The following is a 26,753-nucleotide window of genomic DNA, read 5'->3' as shown; positions in this document are numbered from 1 at the left end:
TAGAATGAGTAAAAAAATAATAGTTAATATAAAAAGACTTTTAATATTTGCGCTATCTATTCTATTACTAAGTACAGCATTAAGCGTGGATGTAAAAGCAGAAGGAAGTAAGTTTAGTATAGATTTGAAATATGTAATAGAGAATACTGAATTTAAGTTGTATAAAGTTGCAAAAAAAAATTTAGATAATAAATATAAAAAAATAGATGTATTTAAAGAGTATCCTGTTAATATAGAAGATTATGAAAATGTAGACAAGAGGTCACTAGCAATGACTTTAAGTTCATATATTAAAAGGGATTCTATAGAAGCTCTAAGAGTGGAAAAAACAGATGGGAATCTTAGAGTAAACTTTAAAAATTTGGAAGAGGGTTTATATTTAATTGTTGGCGAGGATGTTATATTTAAAAATTACTTGTATATTCCATCTGCAGTTTTTATATGTTTAGATGAAAACAATAAAAACACAGAAATTACAATAGATTTAAAATATAAAAAAACAGATATTGATGAAAAAACAAATTTAAATGTTCATAAAATTTGGGATGATAATGATAGTGAATCTAGGCCCGAAAGTATAGAAGTGCAGTTACTAAAAGATGGAAATGTAATTGATACTGTGAAGTTAAGTAAAAAAAATAGATGGCAAATGGAATGGTCTAATTTATCTACAAAATTCAATTACGAGATTGTAGAAAAAAATGTACCTAAGGGCTACTATGTGACTGTTAATAGAGAAAATACAGTTGTAAAAGTAATAAATAAAGCGGAAATTTTAGTTGACAAACCTAAAAGTCCTGATAAAAAGATACCGCAGACTGGACAACTTTGGTGGCCCTTGCCGTTCTTGTTTGTTTCTTCAATATTTTTTTTAATAAAGGGAATTAGGTGGGATAGAAATAAAAACGATGGGAATAAAAGATAAAGTTTTAAATCCGTGGATTAGGTTATCAGTATTTTTTTTGGTAGCTTGTTTTTTATTGATTTTTAATAACTGTCAAGAGTCATATATGGCAAAAATTAATTCCCAAAATGTGATTAATCAGTTTGATAAAAAAACCGAAAAAAATACTCCTGTAACAATGTTAAATAATGAATTAAAAGGAGTTCTTATGCCAACAATTAAAATTAAAACTTATGAATATATAGGTAAACTGAAAATAAAAAGCTTAAATATAAATTTGCCTGTAATGGCGGAGTGGGATTATGAGAGATTAAAAATAGCTCCTTGTAGATATAGTGGTTCCATTTATGATAATAATTTAATTATAGCGGCTCATAATTATAAAAGTCATTTTGGGGCATTAAGTCAAGTTAATCTAGGAGATTATGTTGAATTTATTGATGCATATGGGGTTATACATGCTTTTGAGGTATTAAATATAGAAGTACTTCAAGCTGAAGAAATTGAAAAACTTCTTGACAATAACAAAAATGAGTGGGACTTAACTTTATTTACATGTACAATGTCAGGAAAGTCTAGATATGTTATTAGATGTGAGCAAGTTATCTATTAAATTATTCAAGTGATGTCATAGAATTTAAAAGATATAGAAGTATTAGCAAGAAAGAAAAGAATTTTTTCTAAAATATGATATGTTATTTACAATGAATTAAAGATTTTCCACAGAAATTATAAATTAAGGGTAAAGATCAAGCGAAGAAGCAGAGTCGAATGATGCGAGTAATTGTAGGGCAAAGAAAATTCTGTGAATTTAAAGGATGGTAGACTACTAAAAGAAATTTGTAAAAATATGATATAGAGACTGTTGTTAGTGGATAATCATGTGATTATATAGAAGCTTATAAAAATAGGAAGATAATAAAATTGAAAATGAAGATATGAAAGGCGTGTCCTAGCTATACATCGAGAATTTGCAGAAGAAAATTATATAGAAACAATATATATTATTAGCTTGGAAAGAGATGAAATTAGAAATATTGATATTGCCAATCGACTTGGAGTTGCTAGAGCGACTGTGACATCTATGATAAGAAAACTGTCTAAAAATGGATATATTCAGTATGGAGATGATAAGCTTATAAAACTAACAAAAAAAGGCAGAAATTTTGGTGAAGATTTATATATGAAACATTTATATTTGACCGATTTTTTAATCAATATAGGCATAGATAAAAAAAGAGGCTTGTCAAATGGAACATGTGATCTCGAACGATAGTTTTCAAAAGATAAAGAGATTTTTTAATGAGGCAATGTAGTAAGAAGGTGTATATGGACTGATAGTCCATATACACCTTCTTTTATCCTTTATAGGAGAGAATAAGAATATAAAATTAAGTTGTAAAGTGTAAAACATGCAATTGTATTTGTGTGTTTATTTTTATAAAGATATTGACCAGAGATTAAGAAAAATTATATTACCGAAAAGTATTGATAATTAATATCGATTAAAGTATAATGGTATCACGTTAGGCAAATCTAACAAAATGGGATCTATAGATGATGTTAAATATTTATATAAGATCAATAGAAGGGGGAATATGTTAAAGTGGTTCGAGGTTATAAATGAAGATTAATTAAAGAGACGGCAGGAGTAGAGTTAACAATATCTTCCCTTTGCGGAAGGTGATGTTTCAGTCTTTCGAAAATAGGAGAGACTGTTTGAAGACATCAATGTTTTTGTTTCTCATCACTTCAGAACAGAGAATAGATTGTTCGAAAAATAATTAGTAATATACATAAGCATATAAATTCTTTGTTTGAATATATAGATTATCTGATTATAGATATTAACGGGTTTTTTCAAAAGAGAGGTCAAAATAGTTTATTTATTAGATTAATCATGTGCATTAACAAAGGAGAATTAGAGAAAACATAGGTGAAAGGATAATGATATAGATATTTCAAGGCCTATGCTATATGTTTTTTAACTGTGGATGTTCTATATAGTACTTTTTTTCCAGCCTTTAATTGCGTTATCACAAAAAAATATAAATTATTATCGACTAAAGTTTTAGTAATCTTCGGAAGTAAATAAATTTTGTCAAGGATTCCTTTTTATATTTTATGAACAATAAATTGTAAGGAGTTTTCAATGAAAGGAACGAACAATAAGAGTTACTCTGAAATATTGAATTTACATTCTAATTTAATTATCGATTTAATAAAAAGTACTCAGATTATTTAATCGTAAGTGAAAAATGGATGAATTTAGTTACAGAGATAGCATAAGGTTTATGCACGCCCTATACCGACAATATTGTCGGTATAGGTGAAAGGAGATTATATGGTTAGATTAAGAATGAGTAGAGAAGAGAGAGAACAACAAATAAAAGAAGCTGCTAAGAAAGTTTTTCTAGAAAAAGGATTTAGGAATACTGTGATGGACGATATTATGCAAGAAACTAAATTATCGAGAGGTGGTCTATATCACCACTACAAAAGCACCAGTGAAATTTTGTATGACATCATGGATGAAGGGAACAGAATGAGGGAAAAAGCTGTAAAAAGCACTATAGAGTTAAGGCAGGGATTATCATTTAATGAAATAGTTACTGAAACTATTGTTGACAAGATTCTTAGTGAAAATGATTTTATTCCAATTTATGCTATGTTTTTACAAGAAATCAAACAAGATAAGAATTTGAATAATCTATATGAGAAATTGAAAGAAAAATCAACAAAAACGATTTTAGAACTGTTTAACTGTACCGACAATAGTGAAAATATCGTATCATCCTTAGACTTGATTATTAACTTTATAAATACAATGATTTTAGGATGTGAAATTTTACAAGTAAGAGATAATTTTAGAAATAATAAAGATATATTAAAAAAAATGATTTTAGTGGTCTTAAATAATAAAGAGGAATAGAAGATTAGAAATTTATAAGGAGAAAAAATGAATAGAAAATTAAAAATGAAAGACTATATTTTTGCAGGAGCATTTGCAGCTATTTTTATTGTGGTGGTAATTGCAGTCATGGCGATTAGTAGCTTTAATCCGTTGGGACAAATAGTGGGTTCAATTATAATGCCAGTAATTGCTGCACCGGTATTCTTTTTATATGTGACAAAAGTACCTAAGAGAGGAGCCTTGTTAATTTTAGGTATTTTACTTAGTTTAATAATGATGAGTTCTTCCATTATACCTTTATTTATTTGTGTTGGTGCAGGAATAATCGGGGATATTTTAGCGAGCATAGGAAATTATAAGTCAAAGAAACTCTATTCTTTAGCATATGGATTTTTTGGTCTTGCAATGATGAGTCCTTATAGTACTTTATTGGTAGCCAGAGAGGATTATATAAACAACTTAGTTAAATTTTATGGTGAGGGTTATGCAACTACATTTAACTCGTATATATCTACAGGTGCCTTAATAGGAATTTTTATAGCTGGTTTTATAGCAGCACTAATTGGTGCTTACCTTGCACAAAAACTATTAAAGAAGAATTTTAACAAAGCAGGAATTATTTAAAATGGAAAGCTTGAAACTAAAAAAAGATAGTTTTGTATATATTCATCCAATAACAAAAATTATTATTTTTTTTAGCTGTACTTTTATAATGATGAGTTCAGGAGAAAGGCTAGTAGAAAACTTAATCATACTTTTTCTCCTATTTTTATTATTAAATGCAAAATTTTACAATTTTTTTGCTAAAGGTTTTTTCTTCATTTGTATTTTAATAGTAATAGAATTTTTCATAATATTTTTTAAGATGCCAGTAATACTTTTATCGATAATTAAATTTATTAAAATGTTTATTCCAAGTGTTATTAGCTATTATCTCTTAGCTCAAGGGACGACGAGCTTGGAAATTATGACTGGTTTAAACAGTATTAAATTTCCTAGAAGCATAATGATTCCTCTAGTAGTTATGATAAGGTTTATACCAACGGTGGTGGAATCAATAAGGGAAACTGGAAAAGCTTTAAAAATAAAAGGTTTTACAAAAAATGAAATAATAAAAAAGCCAATAGAAAGCTCGGAATTAGTACTTGTTCCGGTTTTGATGTCTTGTTTGAATTCTATGGATGAGCTTGCAGCCGCATCCATTGCAAGAGGCTTTAGTTTGAATACACAGAGAACTTATATTTTAGACTTGCATTATTCTATATTTGATCTATTAGTAATTTTATTTTTGATAAGTATGATTTTTTTAAGTAGGTGGCTTTAATGGAGAACTTTGAATTAGAATTAATTGACGTAAGTGTTAAATATCCTTCTGTCAGTGATTATTCTTTAAAAAATATAAACTTAAAAATAAAAAAAGGGGAAATAGTGGCTATTGTTGGCCAAAGCGGATCGGGGAAAACTAGTCTTGTTCGAACCATAAATGGACTGAGCAATTCATATTATGAAGCAGAAGTTACAGGGGAAATTATTTTTCAAGGTCATGATATAAGTCAAGAAGAAATTGGGGATATAGCTCAAAATATTGGAACTGTGTTTCAGAATCCAAGAGCTCAATTTTTCAACCTAGATACTAGTGCAGAACTTATATTTGGTTGTGAAAATATAGGTTTACCTACCAAAGAAATAAAAAATAGAATAAGTGCGGTAATAAAAGAATTTAATTTAGAAGAACTAATTAATCGAGATATTTTTTATTTATCAGGTGGTGAAAAGCAAAGAATAGCAATAGCGGAAGTTATGGCTATGGGACCAGAAATATTACTTTTAGATGAAGTTAGTTCTAATTTAGATATAACAGAAATCAAAAACTTAAAAGCCCAACTACAAAAAATGAAAAATATAGGAGTAACAATTATTATTAATGAACATAGATTATACTGGTTAAATGATTTAGTTGATACTTACGTTTATCTTCATAATGGGGAAATAAAAGAAATTTATGCTAAAAACGAATTTTTAAAGCTATCTCAAGAAAAACTGCACTTGAGAGAGCTCCGAAATACAATAATGAAATTTGATGTAGAGCTAAACTTAAAAAATACTTTTGATTTTAAATCAGAAAGTTTTTCGAGCTTAAGAAATGAGGGTTTTCAAGTTGATATAAATGATTTTGATATGAAAATAGGATCTTTAGGAATAATCGGTAAAAATGGAAGTGGGAAATCAACCTTTGTGGAAGGATTATTAGGTCTTATAAAAAATAAAGGTTCCATATTTTTAAATAATAAAAAAATAATTACATCTATGTGCTCTTATGTAATGCAAGATGTAACCAGACAATTGTTTAAAGAATCTGTCAAAAAAGAGGTTTTATTTTACAACAATGCAAGTGAAGATATGATGGAAAATATTCTAAAGCTTTTAAACCTAGATGAAAAAAGGGAAAGACATCCTCAAAGTCTATCGGGAGGTGAAAAACAAAGAGTAGTAATTGCGAATAGTCTTTTATCGGGGAAACAAATTTGTATTATGGACGAACCAACATCGGGCCTAGATTATGCGAATATGATTGCTTTAGCAAAGATAATTAAAATTTTAAACGAAAAAGAAATTTTAGTTGTGGTTATTACTCATGATTTTGAGCTCTTGAATCTATGTTGTGACACAATTTTAGAAATTGAAGATGGAACAGGAAAAATATATAGATATGAAAAAGAGCGAATGCAAAGAAAATTTGATAGTTTATTTAAAAATTTATAAAAAGGGAGGATAAGAAGTGGATTTAGTTAAGCAATATGTGAAAAAGAGAAATAGTCAGTTTTTTGCTTCCATTGTTCTAGCGATTGTTGGAGTTGTTGCTAATCTCTTTTCTTATGTTTATATGGCTAAGATAATTGTAAATTTAATAAATAAAAATGCAAGCTTAGAATTTTATTTTTCTGTCTGTTTAATAATTTTATTAATGTTTGTAGCTAAAGAGATAGCAGCAGGGGTATCCTCAGCCATATCTCATACAGCAACTTTTAACTCCCTTGGAGAAATCAGAAATGATATTTCTAATAAGTTATTTAAAATGCCTTTAGGAGATGTTATGTCGAGATCATCCGGTGAACTTAAAAACATAATAGTGGAGCAAGTAGATAGTATGGAAACTTCTTTGGCTCATTTAGTGCCGGAATTTACTGCGAACCTAGTTGGCCCCATACTTCTATTAGTCTATATGTTCCTATTAGATTGGAGGTTGACACTTCTATCACTGATTCCTCTAGCGATAGGTATGTCGGTGATGATGAGTGTGATGAACGATAATTATAAAGACATGTTCCAAAAATCAGTCTCCATAGGGCAAAGGATGAATAATGCTATTGTTGAATACATCAATGGGATAAAGATTATAAAAACATTTAATCAAAGTAGCAGTTCTTATGAAAAGTTTTCAGACGCAGTTTATGACAATGCTCAGTTTTATTGCGACTGGATGGGACAAAGTATGAATAGGGTAGCCATAGGTAGATTACTTTCACCTATGGGAATTATTACCATTATCCCTTTTGGTATTCTTTTCTACATGAATGGAAGTATAGATCTAACTAGTTTAATGACATTAATTGTTTTATCTTTTGCTACTGTTTCAAGCATAGTAAAAATTATGAACTATATGGACGATTTATCTAGAATTTCTACCATAACTGGAGAAATAGAAAAGATTTTAAATTCTAGAGAACTTAAAAATAAAGAAAAAGGATATGAAGTAAAAGAGTTTGAAATAGAATTAGAAAATATAGTTTTTTCATATGACGGAGAGGGTAAAATCATAGACGACATAAGCCTATCCGTTGAGGCTAACTCAGTATCTGCTCTTGTAGGACCATCAGGTTCAGGAAAGTCAACGATAGCTAAACTTATTGCAGGTTTTTGGAATATAGATGATGGGAAAATATCAATCGGTGGGGTAGATACGGAAGAGATGTCCCTTGAAAGACTATCCTCTTTAATATCTTATGTATCCCAAGACAATTTTCTTTTTGATATATCAGTAAGGGATAATATTAGATTGGGAAATAAAGAAGCTACAGATAAGGAAGTAGAAGAGATAGCTAAAAAATCTGGCTGCCACGATTTCATTTTAAACCTATCTAATGGCTATGACACTATTGTAGGAGAAGGCGGTGGTCATCTCTCAGGAGGGGAAAGACAGAGAATATCTATTGCAAGAGCCATGCTAAAGGATGGGCCAATTATAATCTTAGATGAGGCTACATCCTATATTGATCCTGAGAATGAAGCCATTATACAAGAAGCTATCTCAAACCTGGTAAAAGGAAAGACTTTACTTATCATAGCTCATAGGTTGAGGACTATAACTGATGTAGATAGGATATTTGTTATAAGTAATGGAAAATTAGAAAATTTTGGTACACATAGTCAACTTCTAGATAAATCTGATCTTTACAGGCAAATGTATGAAGCAAGTATGAAAGGGGAAGAATAATGACGGCAATATTTAAAAAAATATGGAATTTTTCTGAAGAAGAGCAAGGAAATATTAAGAAATCTGTTATAGCCGGGTTTTTCCATGCATTATTTAATTCCCTACAATTTGCAGCTATTTATTATATGCTTGTTGAAATATTTTCTGGAACTATAAGTTATCAAGCTATATTTATATCCTTTGTCATACTTTTTGTTTCCTTGATAGGTAAAATACTTACTCAAAAAATCTCCCAAATGAATCAGACACATGCCGGATATTTTATGGCTGCCCATAAAAGAATGGAAATTGGAGAAAAGATAAAAAAAGTTCCTATGGGATTTTTTTCAGATTACAGTTTAGGTAGGCTCACTTCCATAGCAACGACTAGTTTGAGCCTTGTAGAACAATGGATTCCTATGCTTTTAGTCTTAGTTTTAGGAGGAACTTTAAATACGTTAGTATTTGTAGCCGGTATCTTTATCTTTAATTATAAAATAGGGTTAATTGCATCATTAGGAGTTTTAGTGTTTTTTATTGTCACATCTCTAATGCAGAAAAAATCAATTTCCAATTCTAGCAAGATTGCTAAAACTCAGGAAAATTTAACTAAAAATGTATTGTCGACTATTCAGGGGATGCAAGTTATTAAGTCATACAACTTAGATGGAGAAAACAATGAGCAATTAGATAAGTCTATAAAAGACACTTCTAATTTATTATTAAAGTTAGAAAAAAGCCTCACTCCATATACTGTGATTCAAAGGATTGTAGTAGGAATTACTATAGTTGCAATGATTTTTGTTTCCGTTAAATTAAATATTTATGGTGAATTGGTTTTAGCTGAAACAATTATGATGATTATGGCAAGTTTTGTTATTTTTGAAGGGCTCATAGGGGCTGGATCGAATATGGCGATATTAAGGGCAGCAGAAAATGCTATCGATTCTGTAGGCTTTATTAATGAAATCCATGATATGAAAGAAGGAAGTATATCTACCCCTATTATAAACTATGATATAGAATTTAAAAATGTTTCATTTTCCTATGATGAGAGAGAGATTTTAAAGGAGGTATTTTGCCTTATAAAAGAAAAATCCATGACAGCAATCGTAGGTCCTTCAGGCTCCGGAAAGACAACTTTTTGTAATTTAATAGCAAGATTCTGGGATGTAGATTCAGGAGAAATATTGATAGGCGGTAAGAATATTAAGGATTATAGGATTGAAAACTTAATGGATTCCATCTCTATGGTATTTCAAGATGTCTATCTTTTTGAAGATACGATTGAAAACAATATAAAATTTGGGAACCCTAATGCAAGGAAAGATGAGGTCATAGCTGCTGCGAAAAAAGCCCAATGCCATGATTTTATCATGGGACTTCAAGATCAATATCAAACGATCATAGGAGAAGGAGGAACCAGTCTCTCAGGAGGGGAAAAACAAAGAATTTCTATTGCAAGGGCTATAATAAAAGATGCTCCCATTATAATGTTTGACGAAGCAACAGCCAATATAGACCCTGAAAATGAAGATAAATTAAAAGATGCTATCGAATCTTTAACCCAAGATAAGACTGTCATTATGATAGCACATAGACTTAAAACTATAAGAAACGCAGATCAAATTTTAGTACTAAATAAGAGACGAATTGTAGAAAGGGGAAGCCATAAAACTCTAATGGAACATGGGGGATTATATAAGGACTTAATGAATGCTAAATATATTTCGGAATCTTGGAAACTTACGAATTAAAATCTTCTTTTAAATTTTAAGGTTACCTACATTTTGAAGTACCAATAATAGAAAAAATGGTGATATTTACAGATTTTCTAATCTATCTAAATTATTGAATTATGTAGGCATTGATGCTTTTGTGAGTTAGCTTAGTCAATTTGAAGTGACTTATAATATGATGGGTAAGAGAACTTGTGCAAAGTATTATTCTCGGCAGTACTTATTGATTCTTAACATGATCCGGATTTAAAATCTTTTTATGAGAAAAAACAACGGGCTGAAGGAAAGCTCCACTTAACTGCCCTTGATACTGTATAGCGTTAGCTGTATTACATCATTCACGTAATTTTCACAACTTACATCCGTGTATAAATTTTCTGAAAAATGATTCGTTTAGGTTTGTTTAATATGTTCATTTTTTGGTGAACATATTAAGGTTGTTCCTATTTTTTGTTTTTCTACTTGATATTATATAGGTATTCTTTATTTAAAGTCTTTAGAAAAACTGTTTTTTTTAATAAAGATGGATAAAAAATTATGCATTATAATATACATGAATAAGAGGATAGATTGTCTAATTTAAAGGATTATCGTGAAAAGGGACTCTTTTGATATATTATATCTATGATAGTATTGTTATTACTATTTTATGGAACATATACTGTAAACAAAGTAGAAGAAAATATTGAGTTTGTGAATTTTCTAGTGAATTTATTAAGTTCTATACCTTAAGATATTTCTTCTTCTTGGCGGGATAGTTTTTAGTTAGCTAAAAGGAAAAAACTACGATAAATGTTTTACTCAAAGACAGGTTGAAGAAAAATATTCTAATATCTTGAATAACTTATCTATAAATACAAAAGATAAATACTGTTATGAAAATGCGAACAATACAAAATTTACTGTAAGTACAAAAAAGAAAAAATCATCAAAATATCAAATCGAGATTATTTGCTTTTTAGAGACATCTACATTGCGATGATTTTAATGATTTGTATGTATCTATTATCTTCAGTGATATTTAAATTCTTTTTGTTAAATTGTAGTTGTTTTATATTTTTACTAGCGATGTTGTTTTTTATGAATTGTGGAACACGCCAAAAAGCTAGAAGATTTGTTTTCAATGTCATAGCGTATACATCAATAAAAAATGACAAGGAGGTACTATGGGAGTTATTCATTTTTAAATGTTAAATAGGGAGATTATACGTGTATAAACCATCTTTCAGGTCACAAAACGGTAATAGATGTATCCAATGCTACAGTAGATAAATCTAGAGAACTAATTATGAAGTCTTATATGTCAAAAGGAGGTAATCACAATCAAAAAAACAATCCAGTAAATTCAATGGAATATATGTATGGTCACTCTGTGAAATCTATTTTTATATTTATTTTAAGTCATCCTGATATGAACCATATGGATGGTATAGAAGATTTATTTAACGAATTTAAGATAGTAAATTTTTGGGATACTGAAAATAAGAAAGTAATTGATGATAATAGTGAATATCATTAATATAAAAAGTCAGACTTGGATTTTATCAAGCAATTGGAAAGAAATTCAATAATCCTAAAGTTTTAAATCTATATGTAGGAGTAAAAGGACAGTTTTTTAATTGTGATGAATCAGGTGAAGATGGTTTATATGCTCGAGCACCGACCAAATCCTTAGTTGAGGAAGTAAATGGAAATGGTGCTTATAATGACTCATCATATGTAATATTATACGGGTCTAACGGAGGTAGAATTTTATTTGCAGGTGACTCTGTAAATAAATATGGGATCATAATTTTGAAACTTAGTGGTATTAGCTCAAATACCGCTATCTAGCGATAATTGGAGTTTTTAAAATCATAGAAAGTCACATTCTTGTGACTTTCTTCCTTTTCTAGAGTATTTTCGATACTTTATATTAATAGAGATTGAACTTGCGGATATAATTGTCCGTAAGTTTTTTATGTTTAAACAGGAGAATACTGTTCTAATTTTTCCATAAAGGAGACACTAAAAAAATGATAGAAGAGGGGGAAAAGAAATCGATTTATAAGGTTCAATTGTCAAAGTAATTAATACTTAAAAAGCTAAAACACAATGAAAAGACAGTCAATTGAAAGAAAAATTTGTTAATATTATTTATAATATATTAAAGTTATAATCTGAAATAAATATATGTATTATTGTAGATACTATTTTTAATATTATTTATTTAATTTTCAAAGGTTAACTTACTTAAGTCCTTCTACTTTGTATTATTAATTATACTAATTTTATCCCTTATCTTTTTATTACTTAAGATATGAAAATATTTAGTTTTAATAGGAGATTGATTGTTTTAAAAGGAGGAAATCATGAGAAATTTTTACATATAAAAATTTAGAAAGTTGCCTTTTAGAAGGTAACCTTGTAGACAAAAAATAATTGGAGGCTATGGGCGTTGACTAAATAAAAATGGACATATTCTTAGCTATATTGACCTGCAATAGTTGCAATTGGGTTTAAAAAATGTAGGCGACTTACATTAACTTCTGATGCAAAAATGGATGATATTTTTAAAAATCGGATTAAAACTCTCTTTATGAGAGAGAAGTTATAAGAAAATGTGGATATTTTAACTATTCCAAAGAGAGAACTGGAGGTTTAATTTATGAAAGTTACATTAATTCCCGGAGATGGTGTTGGTATTGAAATTACCGACGCTTTAAAAGAAGTTATTGCCGCAACAAAAGCTCCCATTACTTGGGATGTTCAAGAAGCTGGAGAATTTGTTTACAAAGAAAAGGGAACTTATATTCCTGAAGAACTATATCAAAGTTTAGAATCCAACAAGATTGGAATCAAAGGACCTATTACGACTCCCATTGGAACTGGATTTCGCAGTATAAATGTGGAGCTGCGAAAAAAATATGACCTATATGCCAATGTAAGACCTATTAAAAATGTGGGAACCATACCTAGCCACTTTTCCAATGTGGATTTAGTTATTTTTCGTGAAAATACAGAGGATTTATATGCCGGTGTTGAGAAACAAATATCTTCCACGGAAGCACACTCCATTAAAATTATTACGAAAGAAAAATCAGAGCGACTACTACGCAGTGCCTTTGACTATGCAGCAAAAAATAACAAAGAAAAAGTTACAGTGGTTACAAAGGCAAATATTATGAAACTAACTGACGGACTTTTTTTATCCACAGTTCGAGAAGTTGCCAGAGAATATCCTAAAATTCAATTGGAAGAAGTTCTAGTGGACAATATGTGTATGCAGCTTGTTATGTATCCTGAAAAATATGGTGTTATTGCCACAGAAAATCTTTATGGAGATATTTTATCAGACCTATGCGCAGGCTTAATTGGAGGTTTGGGATTAGTTCCCGGAGCAAATTTAGGAAAAGATATTGCCATATTTGAATCAGTTCATGGCTCAGCGCCTGACATTGCAGGTAAAAATCTTGTCAATCCTACAGCAATGTTGCTTACCGGAGTAATGATGCTTCGACACCTTAACTTAAACAAGGAAGCCCAACAAATAGAAAAGGCCATTGAAACAGTATTATCCGATTCTAATAACTATACACAGGATCTTGGAGGAACAACTACTACGACAGAATTTACAAAAAAAGTTGTGCAGGAAATAGGAATATAAACTATCAGCTTTCTATTTCATTTTAAAGTCTTTCGTATATGGGGAAAATATTATAGATTTTATTATTTTTAAAGCTATATTTTTGTAATATTTAATAGTTTTAAATTTCAACGATTAATAGACAGTTCAAAACATTATGTTTCTAATTGTATAAACTAATAATTTTTAGTTAAGTAGCGAAAACTGATAAACATAGAGAATTATAAAAAAGTTTTTAAATTTTGAAAGTAAATAGTAAAAAATCCTGTAAGACTTTTATATTAAAGGTTACAGGTTTTTTTAGGAATATTTTTAATTTGTTTTTTTATATTTCACCTAAACTTTTCAAAATCAGAATTATTACAATTCATTGATTATTTCTGTTATTGATGTATTTTTAATTTGTTTTAAGGAATGATAAACTGCAATTATAGCAGATCCGCAAACAAATAATAGTACCATTATTATTGAATTAATAGGTATACTCCATACAGCATAGCTGAAATGTGAAGTAATTAAAGTATCATATAACCCCTTACTAATAAGTAATCCGACAATACAACCGATAAAACAACCGGATATGGCATAGGTAAATGCTTCAGAAGCTATCATTTTTTTAATTTGACGTTCATCCATACCGATAGAGCGCATAACACCATATTGTTTTATTCGAGCTGATACACTCATAGAAATACTGTTTACAATATTTAAAACAGTTACCAAAGTAATAATTGCTAAAAAACCGTATATAAATGTTACAAAAGCCATATATGTGGCAGTTGTGCGTTGTTCTCTTCTATCGTGGAGAGTGTAATTATCATCTAGAATATTATTAATGTCCATTATATTATCATCTGTTACATCTTTTGTTGTCTGTATCATAACAAGTGAGTAGTCATCAATACCTGTTATCCGTTTAAAAGTTTCCCCAGAGGTGATAATTGTGATTTTGCTATCTGTACTACCGTCATCATTAAAAGGATTATATTTTAACATACCGGCAATTTCAAAATTATCATTTCCGATGCTAATGGTATCGCCAATCTCTAATGAAATCTCCTTATCCCAAATAGTAAGAACAGAATTATTATTACCATATACTTTTGAAATATCACTGCCTGATTTTAAAAGTTTATCTTTAGATAAACTTTCTAAGTCAAATTCATCATAGGAAATTATGTCAATTTTCTCTTTATCTTTTCCAACTTTTGCTTGAATATTAAATAAATTTCTTCTTCCATAAACTTTCTTAACACCATCCATATTGCTAATTTTTTCCAGCAGTGCAGAATCTATTGAATTAGAACCATCATTACTTGAAATGTTAAGGTCGGAAGTACTTGATGACTGTGGCATAATATAACCGACAAAATCAATTAAAACAGAAAAACTTAAAAATAAGATAATACTTAGTGCAAAGGAGCTTGTCATAAGAATAAAATTTTTCTTAGCAGATACTGCATGATGAATTCCCAGCGTTGTTTCAATTTTAGAGAGATTAGTGATAGCTACAGGCTTAGTGGCATGTGTATTTTGGGAATTTCCTGATACTGCAGCAATGGGAGATACTTCAGCGGCTTTTTTTGCTGGAGAACTGGAGGCTATTAAAACAGTAACGACACCTATGACTATTCCGCTTATAATACCAATTATACTTATGCCGAAAAGTGGCATATTGGAAAATTCGTCTGCAACGACAAATCTTAAGAAAGCGCATAAAATCCATGTAATTACAATGCCGAGTATAATACCAATGGGAACTGCTGTTTTACACCAATTAAGAGCTTCCAGTCGGACAAAACGTATAATCTGTTTTTTGCTCATACCAATACAACGCATCATACCAAAAAATTGTGTTCTCTTAGCTACATTGCTGTTGATACTACTTGAAATCATCAATACACCAGCAATTAATATCATTATGAATAATAATATTGCTGAAATATATAAGCTCTGTGCAGTTTTATTGTTGCTTATTCCCTGCAGTGCTTCACTTCCATGTTTACTAATTAATCTTTTTGATTCCATTCTAACACCCATATCTGCCATACTGAAAATGGCTGTTACAAGGAATACTGCGAAAATAATGCAAAGCAATGTCATACGGTTTTGTCGTCTATGGACTTTTGCGGAAATGGGAATTAGGCTAAGGTAATTTTTCATTTACTATACCTCCCAAAATCAGTCAATATACCATCTGATACTTGCAATATTCGGTCTGCTGTTTGTGAAATACTTCTATTATGAGTAATCATAATAATAGTTTGTTCATAAATTTTTGCCGTTTCCCTTAATAATGAAATAACTTCGCTGCTGTTTTTTGTGTCTAAGTTACCCGTTGGCTCATCAGCAAGAATAATTGAAGGTTTAGTCATTAAGGCTCGTCCAATTGCCACTCGCTGCTGCTGCCCACCGGATAATTGACTGGGTAAGTGACTTCGACGATCTTTTAGGTTAAGTACCATAAGTAGTTCTTCTAAATATCCCTTATCCGGCTTCTGATAGTCAAGTAATACAGGAAATATTATGTTTTGTTCCACGGTAAGTTCTGGAATAAGATTGAAACTTTGAAATATAAACCCAATATTTCTACGGCGAAAGACAGTTAAATTTTGATCTTTCATTTCAAAAATATCTTTACCGTCAATATATACCTTTCCAGATGTTGGAGTGTCAAGAGAACCTATGATATTTAAAAGGGTACTTTTCCCGGAACCGGATTCTCCAACAATTGCAACAAATTCGCCCTTTGGAACGGAAAAAGTAATGTCTTTTAATGCATGAACGGCAGTATTGCCGCTGCCATAAGTTTTAGAAATTGATTTTACTTCTAATAAATTCATGAGAGATACACCTCTTTCTATTTTATATGGAAAGATTAACACACCAATACTACTATAAAGTGACAGCAATCCTACAATTTTGTAGGAATTAAGAAATCTATGGTAAATGTTGTTCCAATGCCTAACTCGCTGTCAACTTTGATGGTTCCGCTATGTGCTTCAATAATTGACTTTGCAAGTGAAAGACCAAGACCAATGCCTTGTGTATCTTTTGAAAAGCGGCTACGATAGAACCTTTTAAAGATGAAATGTAAATCTTCGGGGTGGATACCTCTACCATTGTCTCTTATTGTTATTTGAACAATTGATGCAAATTGTTTCCATTCAATGTAGATAGTGTCGCCTTTTTCAGTATGGTCAATGGCATTTTTAACAATGTTGCTAATTGCTTCAGTAAACCAGATGCGGTCACAGGGGATAGTGATTATATCATCTCCTAGAAGAGATAGAGTCTTATCTTCCTGTTTAATACGATATTGGAAATGTTTTTGAATATCATTCATTATGTCAGAGACATTCTCTATATTTTTTTCTATTACAATAGTACCAGCATCTAATTTTGTGATTTTCAAAAGATTTTGTACAAGCGTTTCAATTCTATTAAGCTCTTTTTCGGAAAGATTTGCAAATTCATTAATTAACGGTAATTGGGCAGCTTCTTCTTGAACAATTCCATTATAGACATTAAGGGCGGCAAGTGGGGTTTTTAACTGGTGGGAAATGTCTGAAATCGTATCTTTCAGAAAGACTTTGGTTTCTTTTTCTTTTTCAATATGAGTATTTAAAATGGAAACCAGAGAATTAACTTCATGAAATAATAGATATAATTCACCTTCTTCGTCACACTTAATACGACTACTAGTATTTCCTGAGGTGTAGCTTTTAATCTGTGTAATGGCATTCTTAATAATATTACTTTGTTCTTTAAAGTAGCGATATATGGCTGTTAAAATAAGAAAACTCATACAAAAGGCAGATATAAGTATATAGGTTTCAGAATTTTTCATATCCAATTTAATTAAAACCACTGATATAAGAAGAAATAGAATAATGAATGAAAACATTTTTAAAAATAGTTGTTTGATTTTCTGATTTGCCAATACTTGCATAACATACCTCACTTTTTGGTATTCCATTTATAGCCCATGCGACGAACTGTTACAATTTTCTTTGGATTACTAGGATTGTCTTCAATTTTGGTACGAAGTCTGCGGATATATACGGTAAGAGTGTTACTATCAATATATTTTTCGTCACAATCCCAGAGATTACTTAAAATCTGCTCCGATGAGAGAATAATGTTTGGGTTTTCCATAAATAAACATAATAGTTTATATTCGCCTGCAGTTAAATCAACTTGTATCTCATTTTTGTAAACTTCTGATTTCAATAAATCTACTTTTATATCATTGGAATTTAGTTCTGTGCTCTTTTCGTTAAAGTTATTACTTCTACGCAGCAGGGCATTTATTCTAGAGAGAAATATTGATAACTTAAAAGGCTTGGTAATGTAATCATCGCCTCCGATGTCCAGACCCATAGTAATATTTATTTCTTCATCGGCTGCAGTCAAAAAAATAATTGGGATTTTTGATGTTTTACGGATTTCCTTGCATAAATCATATCCGCTACCGTCTGGAAGTGACACGTCCAAGATCACTAAGTCATACTTTCCTTCTTGCCACAAACTTTGCGCTTCTAAAGTTGTGCGGGCAATATCCACTTTATATCCTTCTTTCTTCATTGCGAAGGATAAGCCGTTGATTAAACTTAAATCATCTTCCACAAAAAATATATGTTTCATCTCTTACACCGTCCTGTTTTACTTTTATCACAATTATATTAAAATAATGAAATCTTACTCTATTAACACAATTATAGTGTGTTTAAAAGGACAGTGCAATAAAGTTGAAGATTTATCAAACATGTTCTAAATACATTTTGAAGTTTAAATTCTAGTTAAAATACTTTAATATTTTATACTAACTTTTGAATTTCAAAATTATTTTAAATAGCTCATTTTTAAGTGTTTAATGTATTGTTTACTATATTTGTCATAATATATTTATAATTTATTAAATTGATGTTTAGGAAAAACAATTAATAATAATTATAGAAATTATATTATTTAACTAATTTATAGGACAAAAGAATAATTTAATATAGAAGCACTATTATTGAAAACATCTAGAGAAAAATAGTATTTAAATAAAAGCAAAAATAAATAGTAAGTTTTCAAAATTACTATTATTTTTAATGGTGTGTATTTTAATTTTTAATTTGTTTTTAGCTAACGTCTTTACATCTGAAGAAAGTTTTCTGACGTGCCGCAAGATCACTGGTATTATGAGTATATTGAAAAGCTCAGAGGGTTGGAAATAACTTCCGGAGTTGGTGATGGACAATTTGGGTTAGGTCAAACTGTAACAAGGGCAGAATTTGTAGCTTTTCTTTGTAAATTAATGGGATGGAAATCAAAATAAGTAGAAAATAATTTTTGAAGGAACTCCAAATGAATTAATAAAATCGAATAAATTTCAATATTTATATTTTTCCAAAAGAATACATCTTTAGAAATTTAGTTTATAGAGTACTATCTAATTGTCTATTATATTAAAAAATAAAATTAGGGGTAACTATTATTCTTTATTGGTTATGTTAAGCGTGTTTTTTTAACATGTTTCTGCTTTGTATTGATAAAATAATTAATAGTTAGCTGAACATATACAAGTATTTAAGGTAGACCTGATGATTGCTACTTTTAAATATCAATTAAAATAATTTGTGGAAAAGCTGTAGAAATATTTCAGCTGTATTATCCGATTTTGTTGTTGATAGATTGGATTGTAGTTTGTTCTTTAATATAATTATTTATAATCTCGTGTTTATTTTTGTTATAGTTAGAAATTTTTATTTTTTTAAATACTTTTCCTTTCTTTGTAACAATGGGAATTTTAAAATATCATTAAGAAGTCGTTGTTGCTTATTCCTTAAGAATATATAATATACCAGTTAGTTATAATTTATAGATTCACTATTTTTAAAAATTATAAAACAAGATTTTTTGATTTAATTTACTCGTTTTTTGATAATTAATTCTGATTAACTTCTGGAAAATTTCTCTCGGCAATATTTAGAATAATAGTTTCAATTATATTACATAGATTAGCATTGTGTTTATTTTATTGATTACTTCAATAATTAAGAATTTTTATGTTTTTATAAGCTGCATTATAAATGGAATACGTTAAAATTTTTGTAGATTTTCATTAAAATATTCTATTATATTTTTATTAAAGTTATAACTTATATAAAACTCCTCTTAGAAAAGTATATTTTATTTATTAAATACTAGAAATCTTTATAGTGATTATATAATTTTTGAACTTGAAAGGTACATAAATTATGAAAAAGATATAATTTTAAAGTATCAAATCATGAAACCTCAGTCTTAGGTTATTTTTTATAAAATTAATTCCGATTAACAAAATATTCTATAAATTGTTTAATACAAAGAATAGATAATGGAAATGCTTATTATATATTATTTTGCAATAAATCACGAGTTAATTGACAAAAAACGATTTAATTGATAATATATATCATTATCAATTAAACTCTCATTACCTACTAAAGAGAGGAGTTTTTTGATGAAATATATTTTTATAACATTAGGTTTTGTTTTCATGGGAATTGGATCAGTTGGTACTTTTATACCATTTTTACCTACAGTTCCATTTTTATTATTGGCGACACTTTGTTTTGCAAAAGGTTCCGATAGATTTCACCGTTGGTTTTTACAAACCAATCTTTACCAACAATATGTTGATGGGATTATTACTCGTAAAGGTCTTAGCATTAAGAAAAAAATTAAAACTTTACTGACAGTATCATTATTACTGTTGATATGTTTTTTATTAGTAAAAAATCTTCACGGTCGTATTTGTATTATCTTAGTTTTGTTAGGACATTATTATTATTTCATATTTAGGGTTAAAACTATTAAAGGGGATGAATTATGATAGATAAAAGGCTAATAGATATATTTCCAAATGTAAAAAAATATATTTTTGGAAATATATTTTTAAAGGTGTTATCTCTTTTACTGAGTGTAGCACTTGTTTTTTGTATATCTATTTTTTTATCAAATATATATAAATATAAAGGCATGAATACAAAAATACTTTTGTCGATTTTTATTATTGCTATAGTTAAAGGGTTAATTTCTTATATTTCAGCAATAATATCAGAAAAATCATCTTTAGATGCTAAAAATTATTTTAGAAATAGTCTTTTTTCAAAAATTTATAGATTAGGCTTGCGAAGTAAATCTGAGATTGGTGAAGCTGAACTAATACAACTTAGTGTTGATGGAATTGAGAAAATGAGTAGTTATTATGGATTGTTTTTGCCTCAATTAATATATTCTATAATTGCTCCAATTTTGCTATTTATAATATTAAGTAGAGTGAATTTAGTGTTGGCATTAATGAATTTGTGTTTTGTATTTTTAATTCCTCTAGCTATTATATTGTTCCAAAAGATAGCGAAAAAAGTTACAAAAAATTATTGGAGTAGTTATGTAAATTTAACCGATATGTTTATAGATAATCTAAATGGATTAATTACGCTTAAAATGTATGGCTCTGATAAAAAACGACATGAATTGATGAATCGATACTCTGAAAATTTCAGAAAAGCTACAATGAAATTATTAAGCGTTCAGCTAAATAATATTACTATCATGGATATAATCGTATATTTAGGAACTGGGCTAGTAACTTTTTTTGCGATTTTATTTTTTTTAAAAGGAGATATTTTACTAGAAAATGCATTAATATTCGTTATATTATCAGTAGAATTTTTTCTGCCATTAAGGCAATTAGGCTCATATTTTCACATATCAATGAATGGGGTTATAGCAGTGGAAAGAATGTTAGAAATACTTGAGATAGAGGAGGGATACGAAGTAGGGAAACAATTTGAGGATATAAATATAGATTTAGAGATAAATAATTTATCCTTTAAGTTTGGAGAGAAAGAAATTTTTAAAAATATAAATATTTCTTTTCAGCATGGGAAAATAACAGCTATAGTGGGGGAATCAGGAAGTGGTAAATCAACAATAGTTGGTTTATTAATGCGATTGATTTTAAACTATGACGGAGAAATCTTGTTAAATAGAGTAGCAATAAAAGAATATAGTAAAAGTTCATTTTATAAAAATGTTACTTTAATTAATAGTAAACCATATATTTTTAAAGGAAGTTTAAGGTATAATTTAAAAATTGGGAATCCTAAGGCTACGGATGAAGATATGATGGAGGCATTAAGAAAAGTAGATTTGTACAAAATGTTTATGGAAAGGGATGGACTTGACACACAAATAGAATTGGAAGCTAAAAATTTATCAGGAGGACAAATTCAAAGGCTTGCAATAGCTAGAGCGCTTTTGAAAAACCCAAAGGTTTATATTTTAGATGAAGCAACTTCAAATATAGATATAGAGAGTGAAAAAATTATATTAAAAGTATTAGAAGAGCTAAGATTAGAAAAAACGATTATATTGATTACTCATAGATTAAAATCAATAAAAAATGTTGATTTTATTTACTGTTTAAAAAACAATCAAGTATGTGAGGAAGGTGATTTTTTAACTTTAATGAAAGAAAAAGGTTATTTTTATAATCTTTATACATTTCAAGAAGAACTTGAAAGAGTTGGAGGAGTTAAATGAAAAAATTAAAAGTATTTTTCAATCTCTTGAAAATAGTGAAACCTTTGATTAAAGTAATGTGTTTTGCTATATTTTTTGGTTCTCTAGGAAATTTACTTGCTATGACTATTCCTACATTTGGGGCATATAAAATAATAAAAATAGCAACAGGGAAAAATATAAATATTAAATTGTGTTTAATTGTATTAATAACGTGTGGTGTTTTTAGAGCGATATTTAAATATCTAGAACAGCTATGTAATCATTATGTGGCTTTTAAGACACTATATATAATAAGGGATCAAGTTTTTTTATCAATGAGGAGGTTATCTCCAGCAAAGCTTGATAGAAAAGATAGTGGCGATTTGATTTCTTTGATTACTTCAGATATTGAATTATTGGAGGTGTTTTATGCCCATACAATTTCACCTATTGTCATAGCAATAATTTGTGAAATTGTTCTAATATATACTTTATACTTATGTAGTCCTTTTTATTCAATATTGCTATTTGTATTTCATATAATAATAGGGATTTTAATACCATTTATTATATTTTTTAGAACTAAAGATATTGGGAATATACAACGAAGAAAAATATCGAAACTAAATACAAGTTTATATGAGAATGTAAACGGAATTTTAGAACTGGTGCAATTCAATTCCTATGATTTAAAGAATAAGGAAGTTATAGAAATATCGGAAGATTTATTTGACACTTCAATAGAACTGAGTAAGTTTGCTGGAGTAAACTTCTCTATGTCAACGTTTATAATAACAATATGTAATTTATTTACTTTATTGTTATCAGTTAAATTGTTTATATCTGGAAATGTAGAACTTGATAGAGTTGTAGTTGGTTGTATACTTATTATTTCATCTTTTGGACCAGTGCTTTCGCTTTCAAATTTAGCTAATGATTTAAGCATGGTATTTGCCTGTGCTAATAGAGTTTTATCTATAATTAATGAAGAGCCTATTGTAGAAGAAAATAAAGATGGAAGTGAAGTTGAATATAATGATTTAAAAGTAGAAGATTTAAAATTTGGATATACGGATAGAAATATTTTGGAAAACATTAGTTTAAATGGATCAGAAAAAGGAATTCTTGGCATATTTGGTAAAAGTGGTAGCGGTAAATCAACACTATTAAAACTTATCATGAGATTTTATGATATTAATAGTGGTAAAATTTTAATAAATAACATAGATATTAAAAATATAAAAAGTAGTTCATTAAGAAAAAATGAAGCCTATTTAACACAAAAGACATATTTATTTAACGACACTATTGAAGAGAATATTAAGATTGCTAAAATAAATGCAGAATTTCATGAAGTAGTTGAAGCATGTAAAAAAGCATCAATTCATGATTTTATTATAAATTTACCCAATGGATATAAAACAATTGTAAAAAAAGATTCCTTAAATTTATCTACTGGAGAAGCGCAGAGGATTGGAATGGCAAGAGTTTTTTTGCATAATGCAAAATTATGTTTGCTTGATGAACCAACATCAAACATTGACAGTTTGAATGAAGGTATAATCTTAAATTCAATTAAAAAACAAAGTAGAGATAGATTCTTCATTTTAGTAAGTCATAGGAAATCAACTTTAGGAATATCGGATGAAATTTATTACTTATAATTAATTCTGCTATTATGTTACGTGTAAAATATGAGAATTTAAATTATGTAATTGTAATTATAGAAAGAGCTAAAATTATGAATAATTTGAAAGTTTCGCAAGCACAATTGAAATATCTTTTATATATAAAAGATAGTAAGAAGTTTCAAACGATAACTTCTTTATCAAGATATTTTAATTGTAGTAAATCTAATTCAAAGAAAATTGTAGATAGATTAATTGCTATCGGGCTAATTTATAAATTTAAAAACGATATAATATTTACCCAAATAGGTGAAAGATTTATTGATGAGTTTGTATCTTGTAGAGATAGATTAATAATAGTATTGTCGTCAGGTATGTCATTAGACCATGAAAAAGCAAAAAAAATTGCTGATACAATTCTTATAAACAAAATTGAAGAGCTCAATTTGAAATTTTTAGAGACATATGAGAAATTAGAAATTTTTAAAGATAGCATAGAAAAAACTTTTTCTTATAAAATACTTGAAGACAAATTGGGTGAAGGTGAATATAATGTTAATTTAGTAATATTGAAAAAAGATGAAGTGGATAATTCGTCAATAGTGACATCAACGGCTATGGAATGTTGTAGTAGTACAGCTAAACTTATCATAGCAAAAAGCTCAACAATAAATATAAAAGTAAAGCCGGTAGTAAAAACGTTAAATGATATAGTTGAAAAAGGTTTTTTAAGATCAATAAATTATGAAGTAGATAATAAAAATTATAATAATATTATATCAGAATCCAAATGTATACTACCATTAAATATTTTAAACAATTGGTTTTATTCAGGTAGTGGTATTTTGCAAGCGGCAGTTATAGTTGAAATGCTTGTAAATGTGAATTTTTATAAGAACCATATAGAAAAAGTTGTTATGTTATTTACTTTAGATTTATTTAAAATATAAATATTAATTAAAGCCTCTCTTGTTAAATGAATTGCAACATGCAAGCGACAATTAAATAACAAGGAGGTTTTAATATGTAAAATGAAGATATTCATAGTTTATCATATACAAAATGTAATTGTAAATATAACATAGCTTTTACTCCAAAATATATGGAAAAGTATTTTGTGTTTTTTAATAATGATTTATGAGAAGTGGAGAGTTTTAAAGTATAAATATAGAAGTGACAAATTTATAGTTGGATATATTATTTAGATAATATAGGGAAGAATGGAGAAATATCCAATATATTAAAAAAATAAAAGAGGGACTGTAAAAATTTTTCTGTAAATTAAGTATTTCTATGAAAAGGCATGCTATAGTACTAGTGAAATTTTATATTTTACTAGTACTTATTTTATAATACCTATTGATAGACAAGTCAAGTGCACATGTAAAAACAGGTGTATTTTTTAATAAAATTTGTGAAACTAGATTTTATTTTAGCTGTATTCGTGCATAATTAAAAATTCACCATATACTTGACCCCAGCTTATTAAGGGCATTACCCACTTTTTAGTAATCAAATTTGTAGATAAATATAGAACTTTCAATAATGATGCATCACTTGGAAATACAGAGCGTTGACGGTTTAACCTACGATAACTGCTATTTAAACTTTCTATAGCATTATTTGTATAAATTACCTTTCTTGTTGATTCTGAAAATTTAAAAATCGGACTTAAAATATCCCGATTTTCTGTCCGATTTTTCATAGACTGAGAATAGATTTTTTCCACTTTTCAGTAAGTTCCATCATCCTGTCCTGTTTTTTCATTAGGTGCATGATAGATTGTTTTTAAATCCTTTGCAAATTCTTTTCTATGTTTGTAAGATACATATTTTATAGTGTAGTCCATCTAGACTATCATACATTTCAATAAAATTACTTATTGCTTTCTTTTTCTCTTTATTTATTCTTCTTTTCTTTGCCGTATAAATAGCCTCCTAATGATATTTTTATTTTATCATGGAAGGCTATATTTATAGACTTTTTTTCACGAGCTCCCTCTTGATCTTAATATAAAACACATGGTTTATCTAGTTTAGTTAGTTGATTTAAGGTATCTATTACACAATTTAAATTTTGTTTCTCACTGATTGTCTGATGAATATATTTTATCACTTAATACTTTTATCTTACTATTATTTTTCTTCTTCCATCTCTAATATGTGGATTTAGCTATATTAAATAGTGATAAAATATCCTTACTTAGAATTATTCTTTTTAATTTATTAACTAGACTAACTAATATTTCCAGAACCACTTCCTTTCCATGTGTTTGTAGTTTTTTAGAAGTTCTACTTGTTCTTCTAAAGATTTAATTCTAAGTTTCAAAGTTTTCTCAGAATTAGAATTTTCGGGACCTTTACCATAGGAATATTGCTTGCCAATTGGCTGATTAGATTTATGTAGTTCACCATTGCGATATTATGTCCGCTAGGTTTGTATTTGAGATTTATTTTTAAGTCCTAACTCATTTTTGACTTGCCTATTAGAATATTCATTTAACTTAATTTCAATAACTTTCATTTTAGTTTCATAGCTATGTATAGTTCTTTTCATACAAAAAGTACCCCTATTGATTTTATTTTACAATAAATTTCAATACAAGGTACTTTTATATTTGTTACCACTTATATGGGTCACCTCACATAGCTAATGGATTTATATTATTTTAAAATAAAGAGTTAACTGATATGAACTTTTAAAATAACTGATATTTTTGTTTTATTATATTATTTTTTATGTATAAACTTAATAAGTTTACATATTTTTCAATAAAATATTTAGAAAAAAAGTAAGAGAGTTAAATATAGTAAACTCTAGTTAACTGATAAAAAGTCTTAAAAAGCTTGATTTAATTCATAGGATTTTGGTAGGATTTAAAAAGGTAATGAGAGCAATTGTTAATAAAAAATAATAGAGGAAATAAAA

21 protein-coding genes are annotated in these 26,753 nt (G+C 28.3%); 16 read left to right on the top strand and 5 right to left on the bottom strand.

Features of this window, described 5'->3' with window-relative positions; genetic code table 11:
- Positions 1 to 4: 4 nt before the first annotated feature.
- From EF514_RS07530 to EF514_RS07480, 11 genes are all read left to right on the top strand, one after another.
- Complete coding sequence (locus tag EF514_RS07530) at positions 5 to 925, top strand: Cna B-type domain-containing protein (protein WP_127724825.1); 921 nt, start codon at positions 5 to 7, stop codon at positions 923 to 925.
- An 85-nt stretch (positions 926 to 1,010) separates the two neighbouring features.
- Positions 1,011 to 1,517 (top strand): sortase, encoded by a 507-nt coding sequence (locus tag EF514_RS07525; protein WP_164845571.1) that lies wholly within the window; start codon positions 1,011 to 1,013, stop codon positions 1,515 to 1,517.
- Between the two features lie 399 nt (positions 1,518 to 1,916).
- Complete coding sequence (locus EF514_RS07520; protein WP_240649032.1) at positions 1,917 to 2,180, top strand: metal-dependent transcriptional regulator; 264 nt, start codon at positions 1,917 to 1,919, stop codon at positions 2,178 to 2,180.
- A gap of 1,068 nt (positions 2,181 to 3,248) precedes the next feature.
- Positions 3,249 to 3,836, top strand: coding sequence for a TetR/AcrR family transcriptional regulator (locus EF514_RS07515; protein WP_240649031.1), 588 nt, complete (start codon positions 3,249 to 3,251; stop codon positions 3,834 to 3,836).
- A 27-nt stretch (positions 3,837 to 3,863) separates the two neighbouring features.
- Positions 3,864 to 4,442, top strand: coding sequence for an MptD family putative ECF transporter S component (locus EF514_RS07510; protein ID WP_127724823.1), 579 nt, complete (start codon positions 3,864 to 3,866; stop codon positions 4,440 to 4,442).
- A 1-nt stretch (position 4,443) separates the two neighbouring features.
- Positions 4,444 to 5,142 (top strand): energy-coupling factor transporter transmembrane component T, encoded by a 699-nt coding sequence (locus tag EF514_RS07505; protein WP_127724822.1) that lies wholly within the window; start codon positions 4,444 to 4,446, stop codon positions 5,140 to 5,142.
- The gene (locus EF514_RS07500; RefSeq protein ID WP_127724821.1) at positions 5,142 to 6,581 is read left to right on the top strand and encodes an ABC transporter ATP-binding protein; all 1,440 of its coding nucleotides are present in this window, start codon (positions 5,142 to 5,144) and stop codon (positions 6,579 to 6,581) included. The genes EF514_RS07505 and EF514_RS07500 overlap by 1 nt, the downstream gene beginning before the upstream one ends.
- Positions 6,582 to 6,597: 16 nt before the next feature.
- Complete coding sequence (locus tag EF514_RS07495; RefSeq protein WP_127724820.1) at positions 6,598 to 8,313, top strand: ABC transporter ATP-binding protein; 1,716 nt, start codon at positions 6,598 to 6,600, stop codon at positions 8,311 to 8,313.
- Positions 8,313 to 10,049, top strand: a complete 1,737-nt coding sequence (locus EF514_RS07490) for an ABC transporter ATP-binding protein (protein ID WP_127724819.1) — start codon at positions 8,313 to 8,315, stop codon at positions 10,047 to 10,049. Before EF514_RS07495 ends, EF514_RS07490 begins: the two co-directional genes overlap by 1 nt.
- A 1,282-nt stretch (positions 10,050 to 11,331) precedes the next feature.
- On the top strand, positions 11,332 to 11,550 hold the full coding sequence (locus EF514_RS07485; protein ID WP_127724818.1) for a hypothetical protein: 219 nt from the start codon (positions 11,332 to 11,334) through the stop codon (positions 11,548 to 11,550).
- 1,128 nt (positions 11,551 to 12,678) lie between these two features.
- Entirely contained in the window at positions 12,679 to 13,677 is a 999-nt protein-coding gene (locus EF514_RS07480; RefSeq protein WP_127724817.1) for an isocitrate/isopropylmalate dehydrogenase family protein, read from the top strand.
- Positions 13,678 to 14,016: 339 nt separating this feature from the next.
- Here EF514_RS07480 and EF514_RS07475 read toward each other — a convergent pair whose 3' ends face one another.
- The 4 genes from EF514_RS07475 to EF514_RS07460 form a co-directional block, all read right to left on the bottom strand.
- Entirely contained in the window at positions 14,017 to 15,819 is a 1,803-nt protein-coding gene (locus tag EF514_RS07475) for an ABC transporter permease (protein WP_127724816.1), read from the bottom strand.
- Entirely contained in the window at positions 15,816 to 16,499 is a 684-nt protein-coding gene (locus EF514_RS07470) for an ABC transporter ATP-binding protein (protein ID WP_127724815.1), read from the bottom strand. Before EF514_RS07470 ends, EF514_RS07475 begins: the two co-directional genes overlap by 4 nt.
- 71 nt (positions 16,500 to 16,570) lie before the next feature.
- The gene (locus EF514_RS07465) at positions 16,571 to 17,608 is read right to left on the bottom strand and encodes a sensor histidine kinase (protein WP_127724814.1); all 1,038 of its coding nucleotides are present in this window, start codon (positions 17,606 to 17,608) and stop codon (positions 16,571 to 16,573) included.
- Between the two features lie 8 nt (positions 17,609 to 17,616).
- Positions 17,617 to 18,303 carry a response regulator transcription factor gene (locus EF514_RS07460; RefSeq protein WP_127724813.1) on the bottom strand — a complete coding sequence of 229 codons (687 nt, stop codon included), beginning with the start codon at positions 18,301 to 18,303 and terminating at the stop codon, positions 17,617 to 17,619.
- Between the two features lie 520 nt (positions 18,304 to 18,823).
- On the opposite strand from EF514_RS07460, the gene EF514_RS07455 reads away from it, so the two are divergent.
- The 5 genes from EF514_RS07455 (at position 18,824) to EF514_RS07435 (ending at position 24,775) form a co-directional block, all read left to right on the top strand.
- Positions 18,824 to 18,982 (top strand): S-layer homology domain-containing protein, encoded by a 159-nt coding sequence (locus EF514_RS07455; protein WP_127724812.1) that lies wholly within the window; start codon positions 18,824 to 18,826, stop codon positions 18,980 to 18,982.
- 1,167 nt (positions 18,983 to 20,149) lie between these two features.
- Positions 20,150 to 20,521: a YbaN family protein gene (locus EF514_RS07450; RefSeq protein ID WP_127724811.1), complete on the top strand. Its 372-nt coding sequence runs from the start codon at positions 20,150 to 20,152 to the stop codon at positions 20,519 to 20,521.
- Positions 20,518 to 22,236 (top strand): ABC transporter ATP-binding protein/permease, encoded by a 1,719-nt coding sequence (locus tag EF514_RS07445; protein ID WP_127724810.1) that lies wholly within the window; start codon positions 20,518 to 20,520, stop codon positions 22,234 to 22,236. Before EF514_RS07450 ends, EF514_RS07445 begins: the two co-directional genes overlap by 4 nt.
- Complete coding sequence (locus EF514_RS07440) at positions 22,233 to 23,861, top strand: ABC transporter ATP-binding protein (protein ID WP_127724809.1); 1,629 nt, start codon at positions 22,233 to 22,235, stop codon at positions 23,859 to 23,861. Before EF514_RS07445 ends, EF514_RS07440 begins: the two co-directional genes overlap by 4 nt.
- A 77-nt stretch (positions 23,862 to 23,938) precedes the next feature.
- A complete protein-coding gene (locus EF514_RS07435; protein ID WP_164845570.1) occupies positions 23,939 to 24,775 on the top strand; it encodes a hypothetical protein in 837 nt (278 codons plus the stop codon).
- Between the two features lie 482 nt (positions 24,776 to 25,257).
- On the opposite strand, the gene EF514_RS07430 is transcribed toward EF514_RS07435, so the two are convergent.
- Positions 25,258 to 25,554 carry a transposase gene (locus tag EF514_RS07430; protein WP_420836574.1) on the bottom strand — a complete coding sequence of 99 codons (297 nt, stop codon included), beginning with the start codon at positions 25,552 to 25,554 and terminating at the stop codon, positions 25,258 to 25,260.
- Between the last annotated feature and the right edge of the window lie 1,199 nt (positions 25,555 to 26,753).

It is taken from the genome of Anaerosphaera multitolerans (genome assembly GCF_004006535.1).
Lineage (GTDB): Bacteria > Bacillota > Clostridia > Tissierellales > Peptoniphilaceae > Anaerosphaera > Anaerosphaera multitolerans.
This window is presented reverse-complemented; position numbering and strand designations above follow the sequence as displayed.